17 protein-coding genes are annotated in these 16,696 nt (G+C 71.6%); 13 read left to right on the top strand and 4 right to left on the bottom strand.

Annotation, left to right across the window (positions count from 1 at the left end; all coding sequences use genetic code 11):
* Positions 1–12 precede the first annotated feature (12 nt).
* Positions 13–1,011, top strand: coding sequence for a winged helix-turn-helix domain-containing protein (locus tag OG505_RS21970; RefSeq protein WP_405427120.1), 999 nt, complete (start codon positions 13–15; stop codon positions 1,009–1,011).
* Between the two features lie 19 nt (positions 1,012–1,030).
* On the opposite strand, the gene OG505_RS21965 is transcribed toward OG505_RS21970, so the two are convergent.
* Positions 1,031–2,119 carry a coenzyme F420-0:L-glutamate ligase gene (locus tag OG505_RS21965; protein WP_405427118.1) on the bottom strand — a complete coding sequence of 363 codons (1,089 nt, stop codon included), beginning with the start codon at positions 2,117–2,119 and terminating at the stop codon, positions 1,031–1,033.
* Positions 2,116–3,066, bottom strand: coding sequence for a 2-phospho-L-lactate transferase (gene cofD, locus OG505_RS21960; RefSeq protein WP_405427116.1), 951 nt, complete (start codon positions 3,064–3,066; stop codon positions 2,116–2,118). The genes OG505_RS21965 and cofD overlap by 4 nt, the downstream gene beginning before the upstream one ends.
* 98 nt (positions 3,067–3,164) lie before the next feature.
* On the opposite strand from cofD, the gene OG505_RS21955 reads away from it, so the two are divergent.
* The 6 genes from OG505_RS21955 to OG505_RS21930 all read left to right on the top strand — a co-directional run bounded on the left by OG505_RS21955 (position 3,165) and on the right by OG505_RS21930 (position 9,897).
* A complete protein-coding gene (locus OG505_RS21955) occupies positions 3,165–4,157 on the top strand; it encodes a hypothetical protein (RefSeq protein WP_405427114.1) in 993 nt (330 codons plus the stop codon).
* A 241-nt stretch (positions 4,158–4,398) separates the two neighbouring features.
* Positions 4,399–6,942 (top strand): bifunctional FO biosynthesis protein CofGH, encoded by a 2,544-nt coding sequence (locus OG505_RS21950; RefSeq protein WP_405427112.1) that lies wholly within the window; start codon positions 4,399–4,401, stop codon positions 6,940–6,942.
* Between the two features lie 163 nt (positions 6,943–7,105).
* Positions 7,106–7,384 (top strand): hypothetical protein, encoded by a 279-nt coding sequence (locus OG505_RS21945; protein WP_234587743.1) that lies wholly within the window; start codon positions 7,106–7,108, stop codon positions 7,382–7,384.
* Between the two features lie 51 nt (positions 7,385–7,435).
* The gene (locus OG505_RS21940; protein WP_405427110.1) at positions 7,436–8,830 is read left to right on the top strand and encodes a DUF4331 domain-containing protein; all 1,395 of its coding nucleotides are present in this window, start codon (positions 7,436–7,438) and stop codon (positions 8,828–8,830) included.
* A 23-nt stretch (positions 8,831–8,853) separates the two neighbouring features.
* Positions 8,854–9,183, top strand: a complete 330-nt coding sequence (locus OG505_RS21935; RefSeq protein ID WP_405427108.1) for a phospholipase — start codon at positions 8,854–8,856, stop codon at positions 9,181–9,183.
* Between the two features lie 456 nt (positions 9,184–9,639).
* Positions 9,640–9,897 (top strand): WhiB family transcriptional regulator, encoded by a 258-nt coding sequence (locus OG505_RS21930; protein WP_007455784.1) that lies wholly within the window; start codon positions 9,640–9,642, stop codon positions 9,895–9,897.
* Positions 9,898–9,973: 76 nt separating this feature from the next.
* Here the strand turns inward: OG505_RS21930 and OG505_RS21925 are convergent, their stop codons facing one another.
* The gene (locus OG505_RS21925; RefSeq protein ID WP_007455785.1) at positions 9,974–10,423 is read right to left on the bottom strand and encodes a metallopeptidase family protein; all 450 of its coding nucleotides are present in this window, start codon (positions 10,421–10,423) and stop codon (positions 9,974–9,976) included.
* A 152-nt stretch (positions 10,424–10,575) separates the two neighbouring features.
* On the opposite strand from OG505_RS21925, the gene OG505_RS21920 reads away from it, so the two are divergent.
* The 3 genes from OG505_RS21920 (at position 10,576) to OG505_RS21910 (ending at position 12,552) form a co-directional block, all read left to right on the top strand.
* The gene (locus OG505_RS21920; RefSeq protein ID WP_234587740.1) at positions 10,576–10,944 is read left to right on the top strand and encodes a DUF3499 domain-containing protein; all 369 of its coding nucleotides are present in this window, start codon (positions 10,576–10,578) and stop codon (positions 10,942–10,944) included.
* A gap of 838 nt (positions 10,945–11,782) precedes the next feature.
* Positions 11,783–12,358, top strand: a complete 576-nt coding sequence (locus OG505_RS21915) for a DUF5753 domain-containing protein (protein ID WP_405427103.1) — start codon at positions 11,783–11,785, stop codon at positions 12,356–12,358.
* Complete coding sequence (locus tag OG505_RS21910) at positions 12,349–12,552, top strand: DUF397 domain-containing protein (RefSeq protein ID WP_405427102.1); 204 nt, start codon at positions 12,349–12,351, stop codon at positions 12,550–12,552. The genes OG505_RS21915 and OG505_RS21910 overlap by 10 nt, the downstream gene beginning before the upstream one ends.
* A 119-nt stretch (positions 12,553–12,671) precedes the next feature.
* On the opposite strand, the gene OG505_RS21905 is transcribed toward OG505_RS21910, so the two are convergent.
* On the bottom strand, positions 12,672–13,184 hold the full coding sequence (locus OG505_RS21905) for an Lrp/AsnC family transcriptional regulator (protein WP_405427100.1): 513 nt from the start codon (positions 13,182–13,184) through the stop codon (positions 12,672–12,674).
* 216 nt (positions 13,185–13,400) lie between these two features.
* On the opposite strand from OG505_RS21905, the gene OG505_RS21900 reads away from it, so the two are divergent.
* Genes OG505_RS21900 through OG505_RS21890 form a run of 3 tightly spaced genes read left to right on the top strand, consistent with a single transcriptional unit; the run spans position 13,401 to position 16,647 of the window.
* On the top strand, positions 13,401–14,585 hold the full coding sequence (locus OG505_RS21900) for an extracellular solute-binding protein (RefSeq protein WP_405427098.1): 1,185 nt from the start codon (positions 13,401–13,403) through the stop codon (positions 14,583–14,585).
* Positions 14,586–14,590: 5 nt separating this feature from the next.
* Positions 14,591–15,742, top strand: coding sequence for an ABC transporter ATP-binding protein (locus OG505_RS21895; RefSeq protein ID WP_405427096.1), 1,152 nt, complete (start codon positions 14,591–14,593; stop codon positions 15,740–15,742).
* A complete protein-coding gene (locus OG505_RS21890) occupies positions 15,739–16,647 on the top strand; it encodes an ABC transporter permease (protein ID WP_405427095.1) in 909 nt (302 codons plus the stop codon). Before OG505_RS21895 ends, OG505_RS21890 begins: the two co-directional genes overlap by 4 nt.
* Positions 16,648–16,696 lie beyond the last annotated feature (49 nt).

The raw sequence follows: 16,696 nt of genomic DNA, 5'->3' as shown, positions 1-16,696 counted from the left end.
CGGGAGCGCTCCATGCTGAAGATCCACTTTTCCGGCGAGGACATTCTCCGGACCCGGGTGGCGCCGGCGGCTGACCCGGTCTGGGAGCTGGTTCTCAGCCTGCACGTGTTGCAGGGCCGCAACCGCGATCCGTTGACGTCGACCTGGCGGCGCACCGTGACCCGAGGGCTGCGCCAGGACGTCGCCTCCGACCAGCTCCGACTGCTCTTCGCCCTGAACCCGCCGCGCGGCTACTTCCCCGACTTCCTCACCCCGTACGCCAGCGTGGAGGGTTTCGAGGCGGGGCTGGAAGCGGTGCGCAGCACACCGACCCAACTGCTCCAGCGGGATGTGACCCTGCTGGCCGCCGAGAACCAGCTGCCGTCCTCGGCCGCCGCGCTGGCCCGCGGTGACGTGGCGACACTGCGCCACCTCGCGGATTCCATGGAGCAGTACCGGTCGCTGGCGATCGGCCCGTACTGGAGCCGGATCCAGTCGGCGGTGGCGGCGGACCGCACCCGCCGCGCACGGGCCCTGCTCGACGGCGGCGTCGAAGGGCTGTTGGCCAGCCTCCGCCCGCGCATGCGCTGGGACAGCGGGGTGCTCGAGGTGCGTGACTACCCGCACAGCCGGGAGCTGCACCTGGACGGCCGAGGGCTGCTGTTGGTGCCGTCGTTCTTCTGCGCGGGCACCCCGGTCGCCCTGCTCGACCCGGCGCTGCCGCCGGTGCTGGTCTATCCGGTGGACCGGCTGGGCGGGCTCGCCGCGACCGACGGCGACGCGTTGGCCGCGTCGAGCGCCGGCCGCGACTCGCTGGCCGCGCTGCTCGGCCGGACCAGGGCGGCGGTGCTGGAGGCCAGCCACGACGGCTGCACCACGGGCGAGGTGGCCCGCCGGCTCAACATCTCACCGGCGGCGGCCAGCCAGCACGCCACCGTGCTGCGCAACGCCGGCCTGCTCATCAGTCACCGCGACCGCAACACCGTGCTGCACACGCTGACCCCGCTGGGCCGGGCCGTCCTGGACGCGTGAGTCTGGCCCGGCCGCGCGGTCACAGGGCGAGCGCGGCGCTGGCCGGGCTGCCGGCCGGCGGCGGCAGCAGCGTCGACCGGACACCCTCGGCGGCCAGGGCGACGCGCAGCCGGTGCAGGTCGGCGCCGAAGCGGACCAGGTCCATCGGGTCGACCGGCGCCGGCGCGGTGCCGAGCACCAGCGCGCTGGCGTCGGCCGGCCAGCCCGGCACCTCGGCGACCAGGCCGGCGCGTACCTCCGTCTCGTCGACCAGGGTGAAGACCGTGCCGGGGGTGACCACATCGGCGACCGCGTCGAGGGCCCGTCGCACCGCGGCCGGGTCGGCCGGCTCGGGCCCGATCGCCTCGGCGAGGGTCGCGGCCTCGGCCAGTCCGGCCGTCCGAGCCTCGGCGGTGCCCAGCGAGAACAGGTCCTGCGCGGCATCACGGATGAGCGCCCGCGCGCCGTCGGGGTCGTCCGCGCGGGTGGCCGCGAGGTAGCCGCGCACCACGGCCACGGGGACCTGGTCACACTTGCCTTTGATCAACTCGCCGGCGCCGGCGAGCTCGTCCACCACCGCCATCTGGGTCAGGTGCAGCTCGTTGCCGTACGGGTCCACCTCGCCCCGATGGTCGCGGATGGCCGGCATCCCGGCCACCCCGAGCGCCACGTCGGTCAGCCCGTTGCGCCAGGGCCGGCCCATGGTGTCGCTGATGATCACGGCGACGTCCAGGTCGTACCGCTCCCGGAGCGCGGCGCGCAACTCCCGGGCCGACGCGTCCGGGTCCACCGGCAACAGCACCAGCCGGGTCTTGTCGACGTTCGACGCGTCGATCCCGGCGGCGGCCATCACGAAACCGTGGTGGGTCTGCACGATCCGGGTCGGCCCCCGGCTGGCCACCACCCGGGCGGTCTCGCCGGCCAGCACCTCCTCGCGCGCGGCGAGCCGCTCCGGCCCGTCCGCCGGGACGTCGACCAGCCGCCCCTCCGCCTTGGAGACGATCTTGCTGGTCACCACCAGCACGTCGCCGTCGCGCAGCCACGGCGCGGCGGTGGCGAGCACCGCCGCCAGGTCGTCACCCTCGGTCACGTGGCCGATGCCCAGCACCGGCAGGATCTCCAGCCTCACGTCAACTCCACCGCGGCGCGGACCATCGCCGCCGTCGCCGCCTCGTCGGTCATCCGCAGCGGCATCGCGCGGACCGTCACCTCCGGCACCAAAGTGTCGGCGTCCTCCTCGGCCACCAGCCAGCCGTCCAGCAGCCCGCCCGCCGCCCGAGGGCCGTAGAGCCGGCCCACCCCGGCCGCGCTGCACTCGACGCCGAGCACGGCGAGACAGCGGTCGGCCATTCCCCGGACCGGAGCGCCGCCGATGATCGGCGAAACACCCACCACCGGCGCCGGGCCGTCGGTCACCGCCTCGCGCATCCCCGGTACGGCCAGCACCGGCGCGATGCTCACCACCGGGTTGCTCGGTGCGATCAACACCAGGTCGGCCGCGCCGATCGCCTCCCGCACCCCCGGCGCCGGCTTCGCCGTCTCCGCGCCGACGAAGACGAAACGGTGGGTGGGGATGTCGGCCCGGTACCGCACCCACCACTCCTGGAAGTGGATCGCCCGCTGGCCCTCGTCACCGTCGCCGACGATCGCGTGGGTCTCCAGCCGGTCGTCGGTCGCCGGCAGCAGGCGTACGCCGGGCTGCCACCGCGTCGACAGCGCCTCGGTGACCGCGCTCAGCGGGTAGCCGCCGTTGAGCATGGTGCTGCGCACCAGGTGGGTGGCGATGTCCTTGTCGCCGAGGCCGAACCAGGTCGGCTCCGCCCCGTACGCGGCCAACTCCTCCTTGACCGTCCAGCTCTCGCCGACCCGGCCCCAGCCCCGCTCGGGGTCGGCGCCGCCGCCGAGCGTGTACATGACGCTGTCCAGGTCGGGACAGATCTTCAACCCGTGCAGCCACAGGTCGTCGCCGACGTTGACCACGGCGGTCACCTCGGCGCCGACCTCGCGGGCGTACGCCCGGACGCCGAGCAGGAACCGGGCGCCGCCAATGCCGCCGGCCAGAACCACGATGCGCATGTCGACCATCCTCGCGTACGCGACGCCTCCGGTCCGCCGGTGCCCGGGGAGACTAGGCTCACGTGCGCCCTGTCCGTTCACGCCCCGAGGGGGAGCTCGTGACCAGCCCCGCCGAGCCCGCGTCCGCCGACGCGACGCAGGCCCGCCAGCTGACCAAGCCACTGCGCGAACTGGGTGCGCTCGCCCTGCTCGGCGCCAACGCCGTGTTTCTCTTCGTGGGGCTGCTCCGGCTGCTCACCCCGAACGACTACCGCGATTTCACCGACCGAGCGGGCGATCAGTTCTCCTCGTTCGTCGGGGTGACGACTGTGGCGCTGCCGCTGCTGGCCGTCCTGCTGGCGACTCACGTCGCGCCGGTCCTGCCGAAGGCGAAGCTGATCACGCAGGTGGCGCTTGGTGAGTACGCGGTCAGCGCACTGCTCGGCACGCTCACCCTGCTGATCTGGACGGTGGGCCGCCTCGTCGAGGCCGAGATCCTCGACGCGCTGCTCGGCCTCCTCACCCGGTTCGCCTGGCTGGTGATCTTCGCGGTGGCCGCCTGGGTGGTCTTCACCATCTGGCGGGCGTTCTACTACGTGCCCAAGCCGAAGCCGCAGCCGGGCGTCTACGGCCAGCCGCAGCCGGGTTGGCCGCAGCAGCAGGGCGGTTGGCCGGCTCCGGGTCAGCCCGGCGGTCAGCCGCAGGGCGGATGGCCCGCTCCCGGCCAGCCGGGCGGATACCCGCAGGCCGGCCAGCCGGGCGGTTACCCGCCGGCGCAGTTCCCCGGCCAGTACGGCCAGCCGTCGCCGCCGTTCCAGGCCCCGCAGTCCGCGCCGCCGCACCCGCAGTCCGCGCCGCCGTTCCAGGCCGCTCCGCAGTCGGCACCGCCGTTCCCGCAGTCAGCGCCGCCGGCCAACCCCGCCCCGCAGTCGGCGCCGCCCGCGCCGCCGTTCGGGCAGCCGCCGTCGGCCGACCCGACGCAGACGATCCCGCGCCAGTCCGCCGAGCCGGCCTCCGCCGACCCCACCCAGGCCATCCCGCGCCCGGCCGACCCCGACGCCGACCGCACCCAACACATCAACCCGGGCGGGCACCCCGGCCAGCCCCGCTGAGCCGCCAGCACCTCCGGGCTGGTGATGTTCGGGTCCTCCTTTGCTCTGCTTCAACCGAGGCAACGCCCGGCGTCCGGATATCGGACGCGCGGTGTTGCGTAGGTTGAAGCAGAGCAAAGGAGCCGCAGGTGGATGCCCGCCCCGCCCCTCCACCGACGCATCAAGCGATCATGGGGTGCGGTTTCCCACGGTGCGGGCTGGGTCTGGTGGGTCGGGCTCGCGCTGCGCATAGGCTGAGTGGATGGTTGATCGCACCCACTCCGGTCCGAGCGAGGCGAGTGTGCGGCGGGCCCTGGGCCGGGCCGCGACCGGGCGCGCGCTGGACGTCGACGAGGCGACCGCGCTGCTCGCCGCCCGTGGCGACGCGCTCGACGAGCTGCTCCGGACCGCTGGCGGGATCCGCGACGCCGGGCTGCGTGACGCCGGGCGGCCGGGCGTGGTCACGTACTCGAAGAAGGTCTTCATCCCGCTGACCCGGCTCTGCCGGGACCGCTGCCACTACTGCACGTTCGCCACCGTGCCGCACCGGCTGCCGGCACCGTTCCTGGACCGCGACGAGGTGCTCGACATCGCGCGGGCCGGTGCCGCCCAGGGCTGCAAGGAGGCCCTGTTCACCCTCGGTGACCGGCCGGAGGAGCGCTGGCCGGCGGCCCGGAGTTGGCTCGACGAGCGCGGCTACGACTCCACTCTGGACTACCTGCGTGCCTGCGCGGTGGCCGTGCTGGAGGAGACGGGCCTGCTGCCGCACCTCAACCCGGGCGTGCTGTCCTGGTCGGAGCTGCAACGGCTCAAGCCGGTCGCCCCGAGCATGGGCATGATGCTGGAGACCACCGCCACCCGCCTGTGGTCCGAGCCGGGCGGCCCGCACTACGGCTCGCCGGACAAGGAGCCCGCGGTCCGGCTGCGGGTGCTCGACGACGCGGGGCGGGTCGGGGTGCCGTTCACCACCGGCATCCTCATCGGCATCGGGGAGACCCCGGCCGAGCGGGTGGACGCGCTGTTCGCGATCCGCCGCGCGCACCGCGAGTACGGCCACCTCCAGGAGGTGATCGTGCAGAACTTCCGCGCCAAGCCGGACACGGCGATGCGGGGCATGCCCGACGCGGAACTGCACGACCTGGCCGCCACGGTGGCGGTGGCCCGACTGCTGCTCGGCCCGAAGGCCCGCATCCAGGCCCCGCCGAACCTCATCGCCGGCGAGTACGACCTGCTGCTGCGCGCCGGCATCGACGACTGGGGTGGCGTCTCCCCGCTCACCCCCGACCACGTCAACCCGGAACGGCCGTGGCCGCAGATCGAGGAGTTGGCCCGGCACACCGAGCTGGCCGGGTTCACGCTGCGGGAGCGGTTGACCATCTACCCGGAGTACGTGCGCGCCGGTGACCCGTGGCTCGACCCACGGCTGCTGCCGCACGTGAACGCCCTCGCCGACCCGGCGACCGGCATGGCTGTCGAGTCGGCCCTCCCGCAGGGGCGTCCCTGGCAGGAGCCGGAGGAGACGTTCGGCGGGCGTACCGACCTGCACGCCACCATCGACACCACCGGCCGCACCGACGACCGGCGCGGCGACTTCGACAGCGTCTACGGCGACTGGTCCGAGGTCGCCGGCAAGGTCACCCCCGAGGCGACGGCGCGGCGAGCGGGCGTACCCCCGGCGTCGACCGGCAGTGACGCGGACCGTGCCGTGGCGGCCGGGCTGCGGCTGGCGGCCGACGACCCGGCGGCGTTGCTCGATCCCCGGCACACCGACGCGGCGCTGGCGCTGTTCGGCGCGGACGGGCCGGCGCTGGACGAGCTGTGCCGGCTCGCCGACGACGTGCGCCGCGACGCGGTCGGCGACGACGTCACCTACGTGGTCAACCGCAACATCAACTTCAGCAACGTCTGCTACGTGGGCTGCCGGTTCTGTGCGTTCGCCCAGCGTGAGCGGGACGCCGACGCGTACCGGCTCTCCGTCGACCAGGTCGCCGACCGGGCCGCGCAGGCGTGGGCGGCCGGCGCCAGCGAGGTGTGCCTCCAGGGCGGCATCGACCCGAAGATGCCGGTCACCGGGTACGCCGACATCGTGCGCGCGATCAAGGCCCGGGTGCCGGAGATGCACGTGCACGCGTTCTCCCCGATGGAGATCGTCACCGCCGCCGCGAAGGCGGGCGTGCCGGTCCGCGACTGGCTGACCCAGCTCCGCGAGGCAGGGCTGGATACCATCCCGGGCACCGCCGCCGAGATCCTCGACGACGACGTGCGCTGGGTGCTCACCAAGGGCAAACTGCCGGCCGCCGCCTGGGTCGAGGTGGTCAGCACGGCCCACGAGCTGGGCATCCGGTCCAGCTCCACGATGATGTACGGCCACGTCGACCACCCGGGGCAGTGGCTGGCGCACTTCCGGGTGCTGGCTGGCGTGCAGGACCGCACCGGCGGGTTCACCGAGTTCGTGGCGCTGCCGTTCGTGCACACCAACGCGCCGATCTACCTGGCCGGCATCGCCCGCCCGGGGCCGACCTGGCGGGAGAACCGGGTGGTGCACGCCATGTCGCGGCTGCTGCTGCACGGCCGGATCGACAACATCCAGTGTTCCTGGGTGAAGCTCGGCGACGAAGGCACCGTGGCGATGCTCCAGGGTGGCTGCAACGACCTGGGCGGCACCCTGATGGAGGAGACCATCTCCCGGATGGCCGGCTCCGACAATGGGTCGGCGCGTACCGAGGAGCAGTTGCGGGCCATCGCGAAGGCCGCCGGTCGGCCTGCGCGCAAGCGATCGACTGCGTACGGTCACGCTCCGCGCTGAGGTCGAACCTTTTCCCGCCGTCGGCCGTACCAAGCGGTGCCGGCGGCGGTCGCGGCGAGGACCGCCGCCGGTGTTCCCTCAGGGGCCCGGCGGCGTCACCTCGACGGCACCGGACCCGTCCGTCACCGCGGGCGCGTACGCGCCGCCGCCGGAAAGGTTGCCCATGACCAGTGATCAGCGGAAGCGGCAGTGGCCGCGACTGACCCGCCGGCAGACGTTGACCGCCGCGGCCAGCGCCACCCTCGGCGCCGCCGCGCTCACCGTGCCGGGCCTGTCGGCCGCCCAGAACGCGCCGGGCGCGGCGGGTCGGGCCGACGAGCCGATCGTCGTGCACCTGCGCGACGCCGCGTCCGGAACGATGGACGTCTTCGTCGGCGAATCCCGGATCGAGGTACGCGATCGCGGCCTGGCGGACCGACTGCGGCGCGCAGCCCGGCGCTGACCCGCACGCTCCGCCCCGCCATCAGTCCCCGCCCAGTGAGGTTGGTCCGCCATGTCTTCCCACCGCGAGGCCCCGGAGATAGCCAAGGATCCGGTCGCCGACAGCTCCGACCTTTACGCGTTCGTCAGCCCCGACAAGCCCGACACGGTCACGTTGATCGCCAACTACGTGCCCTTGCAGCTCCCGTCCGGAGGGCCGAACTTCTTCGAGTTCGGCGACGACGTGCGCTACGAGATCCACATCGACAACGACGGTGACGGCCAGCCCGACGTCACCTACCGGTTCGAGTTCACCACCGAGATCACCAACCCGAACAGCTTCCTTTACAACACCGGGCCGATCGAGTCGCTTGACAGCAGGAACTGGAACCGCCGGCAGTTCTACAGCCTGACCCGGGTGACCGACGGCCGGGAGCATCGGCTCGCGCACAAGTTGCCCTGCCCGCCGTGCAACGTCGGCCCGCTGTCCACCCCGAAGTACGCCGACCTCGTCCGGCAGGCCACCTACACCCTGTCGACGGGAGAGCGGGTCTTCGCCGGCCAGCGTGCGGACGGCTTCTTCGTCGACCTGGGGGCGATCTTCGACCTGGGCACGTTGCGGCCGTTCCAGCAGCTGCACGTCGCCGGGAAGAAGATCTTCAAGGCCGAGGGGGAGCCGGTCAACGCCACCGACCGGATGAACGTGCACAGCCTCGCCGTGCAGGTGCCGCTGAAGCAGGTGCGCCGCCGCGCCAGCCGGTACGGCGCGGCCGACCCGGCGTCGGTGCTCGGGGTGTGGACATCGGCGTCGCGCCGGCAGGTCCGGGTGCTCGGCGACCGGGTCGCGCAGGACACCTCCACCGGCCCGTTCACCCAGGTCTCCCGGCTGGGCAATCCGCTGTTCAACGAGGTCATCGTGCCGATGTCCAAGAAGGACCTGTGGAACTCGCTGCCACCGTCGGAGGACAAGCGGTTCGCGCAGTTCGTCGAGCGGCCCGAGTTGGCCGCGCTGCTGCCGGCCCTCTACCCGGACGTCTTTCCCAACCTGGACAAGCTCAACAAGTCGAAGAAGGCCCGTGCCGACCTGGTGGCGATCCTGCTCACCGGCGTACCGGCCGGGCTGATCGACGGCTTCACCAACGCCACCGGCGACGTGCAGGCCGACATGCTGCGGCTGAACACGGCGATCCCGCCGACCCGTCGGCCGGACCGGTTCGGGGTGCTCGGCGGCGACCTGGCCGGCTTCCCCAACGGGCGGCGGGTCGGCGACGACGTGGTCAGCATCGCGCTGCGGGCGATCGCCGGGGTGACCGTCCCGCTGGTCGACAAGACGTTCCGCCCGGACGCGGCGGCCGCCGCGGTCACCCCGGGGTTGAGCGCCGCCGACGTGACGGCCCCGTTCCTCGCGGGCTTCCCCTACCTCGGTACGCCGTACGACGGGTTCAACAACCCGCCGGCGTCGTCCTGATCTTCGATCCGAGGGAGCAGCGGATGCACGAGCACACGTACGGGCCGTCGGAGACGGGGAGTGTCGTCCTCGAACTGGGTGGTGACACCGGCGCCCTGATCGTCTACACCGGTCGGGATCTGCACGGCCGGGAGATCGAGATCAGCCGCGGCGATGATCGGCGCGTCCATTCGGCGGTACGGGAGCGCCGGGTGCGGGACGGGTCGTTCCACAGTGCGGTCTATCCCGATCTTCCCGCCGGGATGTATACCGTCTGGTGGGACGAGGACACGTCCGCCGGCATCGTTTCTGTCCACGGTGGAGGGATAGCCGAGTTCGTGTGGCCCAGCAGCGGTTTTGGGGCCGCAGGCTGACCTCGGAGCGCCATTTTTCACTCGCACCCCGTCCACATGGTGGACGGGGTGCGAGTGCTGTCCACGGCTCGACGGGCGGTCTGCGCCGCGCCGCGTTAACCTGTCCCCCACCAAGATCAGCTTTGCGAGAGGGGCTGGCGGTCTCCCGGCGGTGGCCCCGCCGGGGGGAGCGCCACGACAGAAAAGTCGGGCAACTCGCCGGAGAGGGCGTTACTCGGCCGGGGTCTGAATCGATAGGGCAGGTTGCGAGGCTGGGACGGTCCTGGTGGCCGGCCAGGGGTGTCGGGAGGGCGACTCCATTATCAAGTTTCGCTTGACGGCGCACGTATTACACGCGTGTAATTTGAATGGGGTTGTTCGCACGGAACGCAACAAAAGGGACCGGACGGACAAGCACGCCTTTCGCGTGGGGGGTTGCAGCGGCGATGACGCCGGTGCGCGACAAGGAGGCATTTGATGGACGGCCAGCTTGAGGTGGCCGACCTGCTCGGAAACGCGCCGGAGTGGCAGGAGCGGGCCTTGTGCTCGCAGACCGACCCCGAGGCGTTCTTTCCCGAGAAGGGCGGCTCGACCCGCGAGGCGAAGCGAATCTGCTCGCGCTGCGAGGTCAAGACCGAATGCCTCGAATACGCTCTCGGCCACGACGAGCGGTTCGGCATCTGGGGTGGGCTCTCCGAGCGGGAGCGGCGCAAGTTGAAGCGGCGGGCCGCCTGAGCGGTGCAGGGTCGGGGCGGTGGGGGCCGCCCGGCTCAGCCGTCGTACGGGCGGGCGTTTCGCTGGCGCGTACGGCTCAGGCCAGCTCGTCCGGGTCGACACCGAGCAGGTTCGCCACCTGTTCAATGATCACGTCGTGGACGAGGTCGGCGAGATCCTCGCGGTCCATGGCACGGAACTCCAGCGGTCGCCGGTACAACACGATGCGCGGCGGCACCTCCTGGCGTCCGGGGCGGCCGGGCAGCAGCCGGGCCAGCGGCACCTCGCCGTCCTCCAGCACGTCGGAGTCGTAGACGTTCAGGTCCGGTGGGACGTCCTCGACGGCGAACTCGACACCGGCCAGCTCCTTGGCGAAGCGCCGCTCCAACGTCTCGACGGTGTCCAGCACCAGGTCGTCGAACACCTCGGCCTTGGTTCGCGCCAACGGCACGGTCGCCGGCACCAGACGCCCGCGCAGGCCACGCCCGTGCCGGTCGCGGTGCGCACGCCGGCCGGGGCCGGGGCGGCGGTGTTCCGGGCTCGTCATGAGGCAAAGGGTAGTCCCCGTGCCGGGCGGGCCAGCGGCAGCGGCACTCCTCTGGCGCGGCGCGACCCGAACCGGGAATTGTGATCACCGCGACGGGCGTGTCGCAACGCGAAGCGATGCGCCGGACCCGGTAATGGAGATACCCTGCCGCCGTGAGGTCACCACGGCGCTGCTCCCGTAACGGCTGCCCCCGGCAAGCGGTCGCCACATTGACCTATGTCTACAACGAGTCGACCGCCGTGGTGGGCCCGTTGGCGGCGTTCGCCGAGCCGCACACGTACGACCTGTGTGAGCAGCACGCCCGCAGCCTCACCGCTCCGCGAGGCTGGGACGTGGTGCGGCACGAGGGCGAGTTCGAGCCGCCCCCGCCCACCACGGACGACCTGGTGGCGCTGGCCGAGGCGGTCCGCGAGGCCGCCCGCCCGGCCCCCCGCCCCCCGGAGCCCGACCAGGCCCACCCGGAAGGCCCCCACCAGACGGGCCGCCGAGGTCACCTCCGGGTAATCCCCCCTAACCACTAAACCCCCACCCGGCGCAAGCCGGCGATCATGAAGTTGTTGCCGCGACACGCCGCGGCGAGGCGCAACAACTTCATGATCAACCCGGTCGAGTCGAGGGGCGGTCACTGCCCGGGATGTCCGGCCCCAGCACTCCGAACGGCTCGCCCAGCCGAAGCCGAACGCGCGGGCCTCGTCCACGGCGGCCCGGGCCCGGGTGAGCTGCGGGCCGGTGCGGGCGAGCGTGGCGGTGCCGAACGTCGGTGTCCGTGTCGCCGGGCAGCGCGGGCCGAGGGGTCAGCGGCTCGCCCAGGGTGGACAGCCAGTACGACAGGTCCTCGTAGCGCATGGTCAGAGCCGCGACCACGCTTCGGTCAGCACCGTGCGGAGGATCTGCTGGAGGCAAGTGGTATCAGTGGCGTGACGGGCCGACTGCGACGGAACCAGCGACTGGTTGCAGTTTCGGCAACGGATTTCGCATCACCGCGTGGCCCGCCGGTATGGGGGTGCCGGCCCTGTCGAGCTGCCCCAGATGTGGGGCACGCGCCTGACCCCGCGCCGGCGTTCGCCCGCGCCGCACGGTTGATCCACTCCGGTTCGCCGATGTCGCGGTATCGGGGCGTGGTTGATACCGCGATTTCGGCGAAGTCGAGTGGATCAACCGCAGGGCCGGTGCGAGGTGGGTCGGGACGCTGGTGGGACGCCTTGGGGCGGTCGGGGGCGTCCTGGACGCACGCCAACACGTCCGACCGCAACACGCCGGTAGGCGGGGGGCATCGACACTCAGCGTGGCTATCGTGCGGCGCAGCGTGCACCGAGCGGGGCGGCGCTCCGCATCGAGCGGGGCGGCGCAGCATGCCCCATGCGGGGCGGTGCTGCCTGGTTCCGGCCGTGGGCCGAGCTGGAGCAGGACGCCGTTTCGCTGCGGTCGTATCAGCCGCTGCTCGTGCCGGGCCTGCTCCAGACCGAGGAGTACGCACGGGCGATCCTGAACACCGGCGGGCTGGTCCCGCCCTCCGAAGTGGACCAGATCGTGGCGAGCCGCATCGACCGCCAGGCGGTCCTTCGCCGCGACGCCCCACCCCAGCTCGTCGCGGTGCTCGACGAGGTGGTGCTCCGCCGGCCGGTCGGCGACGGCTCGGTGATGGCCGGGCAGCTCCGGCACCTCGCCTCGGCGGCGGAGTGCGAGCACGTGCAGGTCCGGGTCATCCCCGCCGAGAACCCGTGGCACACCGGGTTGGCCGGCCCCTTCGTGCTGGGCCGGCTGCCCGACGGGACCGAATTGGCGTATCTCGACAACCAGCTTCGCGGTCAGATCGTGACCGATCCTCTCGACGTCGCTAACCTGGGACGCAGGTGGGAGAGCGTCACCGGTGAGGCGCTGCCCCGACGTCAGTCGATCGAGCTGATCAGGGAAGTGGCCACGACATGGACATGACCGACGCGCGCTGGCGTACCGCGACCCGCAGTAGCAACAACGGCGGGGACTGTGTCGAGGTGGCCGACAATCTGCCCGGTCGGGTGCTGGTGCGCGACAGCAAGGACCGCGACGGCGGCACCCTGACCTTCGCGCCGGCCGCCTGGGCGTCGTTCGTCGGCGCGGTGGGCGCGGTCGGCGCAACAGGCCGCTGATCCACTCGGGATCACGGAAGTCGGGGTATCAGGACCGCACGGACACCCCGACTTCCTGAAAGCCGAGTCGATCAAGCGCCGAGTCGATCAAGCGCCGGTGAGCACCGGCGAGCGCTGCGTCAGGCCGTACGCCAGGTGTAGGTCTGCTTGCGCAGCTTGAGGTACACGAACGCCTCGGTGGCGAGCACGCCGGGCACGGCGCGCAGCCGTTGCAGGATCTCCAGCAGGTGGTCGTCGTTGCGGCAGACCACCTCGGTGAGCAGGTCGAACGACCCGGCGGTGATGACCACGTAGTCGACCTCGTCCAGCTCGGCCAGCCGGTCGGCCACCGCCTCCAGGTCGCCGTCGGTGCGCAGCCCGATCATCGCCTGGCGGGGAAAGCCGAGCTGGAGTGGATCTGTCACCGCGACGATCTGCATGACGCCCGAGTCGAGGAGCCGCTGGACCCGCTGGCGGACCGCCGCCTCGGACAGGCCGACCGCCTTGCCGATCGTCGCGTACGGTCGTCGGCCGTCCTCCTGGAGCTGTTCGACGATCTGCTTGGCCACGTCGTCCAGCAGAGCGTGATTGGCACCTTCGCGTACGGCGACGCGTCGACCGCCGTTGCCGCCCTCGTGCCGCCGGTTCGTCATCGTGCGCTCCCCATGTCCCGGATCGTGATGTCGTGCGCGTTCCCCGTGCAGTCTGGCGTATTTCGTCGTGCATCGCTAACCCCGCAACGGAATCCCTTGTGAGGGAGGATCTCTCATGTCAAGATCAGTCGTCCCTGGCACTTGGCTCTCCCGACATTCCTGCCGGCGCGCGCCTGCCCCGTCCCGCCCGCCGACGATGACCCCCTAGGAGTCGTCATGCGTACTCCCCTCCGGCCCCTCTCCCGGCGTGGACTGCTCACCGGCACTCTCGGCTCGGCCGCCCTGCTCGCTGCGGGCGGCAGCCTCGCCGGCTGCGGCATCAAGGGCGCCCAGCAGACCGAGGCCGGCTGCGTCAGCGAGGACCTGTCCGGCACCGAGAAGAAGCTGGCCTTCTCCAACTGGCCGCAGTACCTGGACGTCGACGAGAAGGACAGGTCGAAGCGGCCGAGCCTGGACGAGTTCATCGCGAAGACCGGCATCCAGGTCACCTACACCGAGGACATCAACGACAACAACGAGTTCTTCGGCAAGGTGCAGAACCAGTTGGCCGCCTGCCAGAGCACCGACCGGGACATCATCGTGCTGACCGACTGGATGGCCGTGCGGATGATCCCGCTCGGCTGGATCCAGAAGCTCGACGCGGCGAAGATCCCGAACGTCCAGGCGAACCTGTTGCCGTCGCTGCTCAACCGCTCGTTCGACACCGAGAACCGGATCTCAATCCCGTGGCAGTCCGGCCTGGCCGGGTTGGCGTTCAACGGCAGCGTCACCAAGGAGCTGCGGACCGTCGACGAGCTGCTGACCCGCCCCGACCTCAAGGGCAAGGTGACGGCGCTCAGCGAGATGCGCGACACCATGGGCCTGCTGCTCGGCTCGAACGGGCACGACCCGTCGAACTTCACCGCCGCCCAGTTCGACGACGCGCTCAACAAGCTCAAGAAGGCCGTCGACTCCGGGCAGGTCCGCAAGTTCACCGGCAACGACTACGCACCCGACCTGGCCAAGGGCGACATCGCCGCGTGCATCGGCTGGTCCGGGGACATCATCCAGCTTTCCAGTGAGAACGAAAAGGTGCAGTTCGTCGCGCCGGACTCCGGCGCGATGCTCTACAGCGACAACGTGATGGTCCCGAACAAGGCCACCCACAAGGGCAACGCCGAAGCGCTGATCAACTACTACTACGAGCCGGCGGTCGCGGCGAAGCTCGCCGCGTACGTCAACTACATCTGCCCGGTCAAGGGCGCCCAGGCCGAGATGGAGAAGATCGACCCGGAGCTGGCCGCCAACCCGCTGATCTTCCCCGACGACGCGCTGCTGGCGAAGTCCACGGTCTTCATGGCCCTGAACGAAAAGCAGGAGAAGGAGTACGAGGGCAAGTTCCAGCAGGTCATCGGGGCGTGACTCCGATGGCGCGCGAGACACCCGCCGGCGACCTGCGCCTGGCCGACCTCACCAAGCGGTTCGGCATCTTCACCGCCGTCGACGACCTCAGCCTGACGATCGGCCAGGGCTCGTTCTTCGCGCTGCTCGGCGCGTCCGGCTGCGGCAAGACCACCACCCTGCGCATGATCGCCGGGCTGGAGGAGCCGACCAGCGGCCAGGTGCTGCTCGGCGACACCGACATCGCCCGGCTGCGGCCGTACAAGCGGCCGGTCAACACGGTCTTCCAGAGCTACGCGCTCTTTCCGCACCTCACCATCTTCGAGAACGTGGCCTTCGGGCTGCGGCGGCGCGGCATCCGCTCGGTCGACGACCAGGTCCGGCGGATGCTGTCGCTGGTGCAGCTCGACGGCTTCGGCCCGCGCCGCCCGGCCCAGCTCTCCGGTGGCCAGCAGCAGCGGGTCGCGCTGGCCCGCGCTCTGATCAACCAGCCGCAGGTGCTGCTGCTCGACGAGCCGCTGGGCGCGCTCGACCTGAAGCTGCGCCGGCAGATGCAGATCGAGCTGAAGCGCATCCAGACCGAGGTCGGCATCACCTTCGTGCACGTCACCCACGACCAGGAGGAGGCCATGACCATGGCCGACACCGTCGCGGTGATGAACGCCGGCCGCATCGAGCAGCAGGGCGCCCCGGCCGACCTCTACGAGTTCCCGGCCACCGCGTTCGTGGCGAACTTCCTCGGCCAGTCCAACCTGCTCGCCGGCGAGGCCGCCGGCACGAGCGGCGGCGAGGTCGCGGTGACGGCGCACGGCGCGCGCTTCTCCGTGCCCGCCGGCCGGTCGCGCGCCGACCGGGGTCCGGTCCACCTGGGGGTACGCCCGGAGAAGCTGCATCTGGTCGGCTCCGCCGACCAGGTCCCCCAAGGACACCAACTGGTCACCGGTGTGGTCACCGACGCCTCCTACGTGGGGGTCAGCACGCAGTACCTGCTGCGCACCGGTTGGGGCACCGAGCTGTCGGTCTTCGCGGCGAACAACGGCGCAAAGGCGCGGGTGCCGGTGGGCAGCGAGGCGGTGGCGTACTGGGATCCGCGCCACGCTTTCCTGCTCCCCCGCGACGCCGCCGACACCGACCGGGCCACGCCGGTGCTCGACGAGCCGGTGGGCACGTCGTCATGACCCTCCTGGCCCCCAGCAAACCGGGGCAGCTGCCGCCCCCACCACCGGCCGCCCGGTCCGGGCGGCACCGGCTCCTGCCGTACCTGTTGCTGCTGCCCGGCGTGGTCTGGCTGCTGGTGTTCTTCGGCGTGCCGCTGCTGCAACTCGCCGCCGCGAGCCTGTACGACCCCAGCGGCTCGCTCTCCACCGGGTACGCGATGACGTGGGCGTTCGGCAACTATCCGGACGTCGTGCAGGCGTACTGGCCGCAGCTGCTGCGCTCGTTCGGCTACGCCGGACTGGCCCTGGTGCTGGCGCTGCTGCTCGGCTACCCGCTGGCGTACGCCAGCGCACAGAAGGCCGGCCGGTGGAAGAACCTGCTGCTGGTGTGCGTGGTCGCGCCGATGTTCACCAGTTTCCTGGTCCGCACGCTGGCCTGGAAGACGATCCTGTCGGACAACGGTGCGCTGGTCGGTCTGCTGCGCGACGTGCACCTGCTCGCCCCGGACGGCCGGCTGCTGGCCACGCCGTTCGCGGTGGTGCTGGGCCTGACGTACAACTTCCTGCCGTTTCTGGTGCTGCCGCTGTACGCGAGCCTGGAGCGGCTGGATCCCCGGCTGTTGGAGGCGGCGAGCGACCTGTACGCGAGCGGCGTCCAGACGTTCCGCCGGGTGACCCTGCCGTTGTCCATGCCCGGGCTGGTCGCCGGCACGCTGCTGTTCTTCATCCCGGCCAGCGGCGACTACATCAACGCCGAACTGCTCGGCACCCCGAACGAATACATGATCGGCAACGTCATCGACTCGGCGTTCCTGGTCCGGCTGGACTACCCGCAGGGCGCCGCGCTGTCGTTCCTGCTGATGGCGGCGATCCTCGCGGTGGTCTTCGGCTACCTGCGCCGGGCGGGCACGGAGGAGGTTCTCTGATGAGCGCGAGGAGTGCAGCGCAGCGGAGCCCCGCAGTCGCGAATGAAAG

The sequence above is a fragment of the Micromonospora sp. NBC_00617 genome, assembly GCF_045161355.1.
Classification (GTDB): domain Bacteria; phylum Actinomycetota; class Actinomycetes; order Mycobacteriales; family Micromonosporaceae; genus Micromonospora.
Note: the sequence above shows the minus strand (reverse complement) of the source record. Positions and strands in the feature narration are given on the sequence as shown.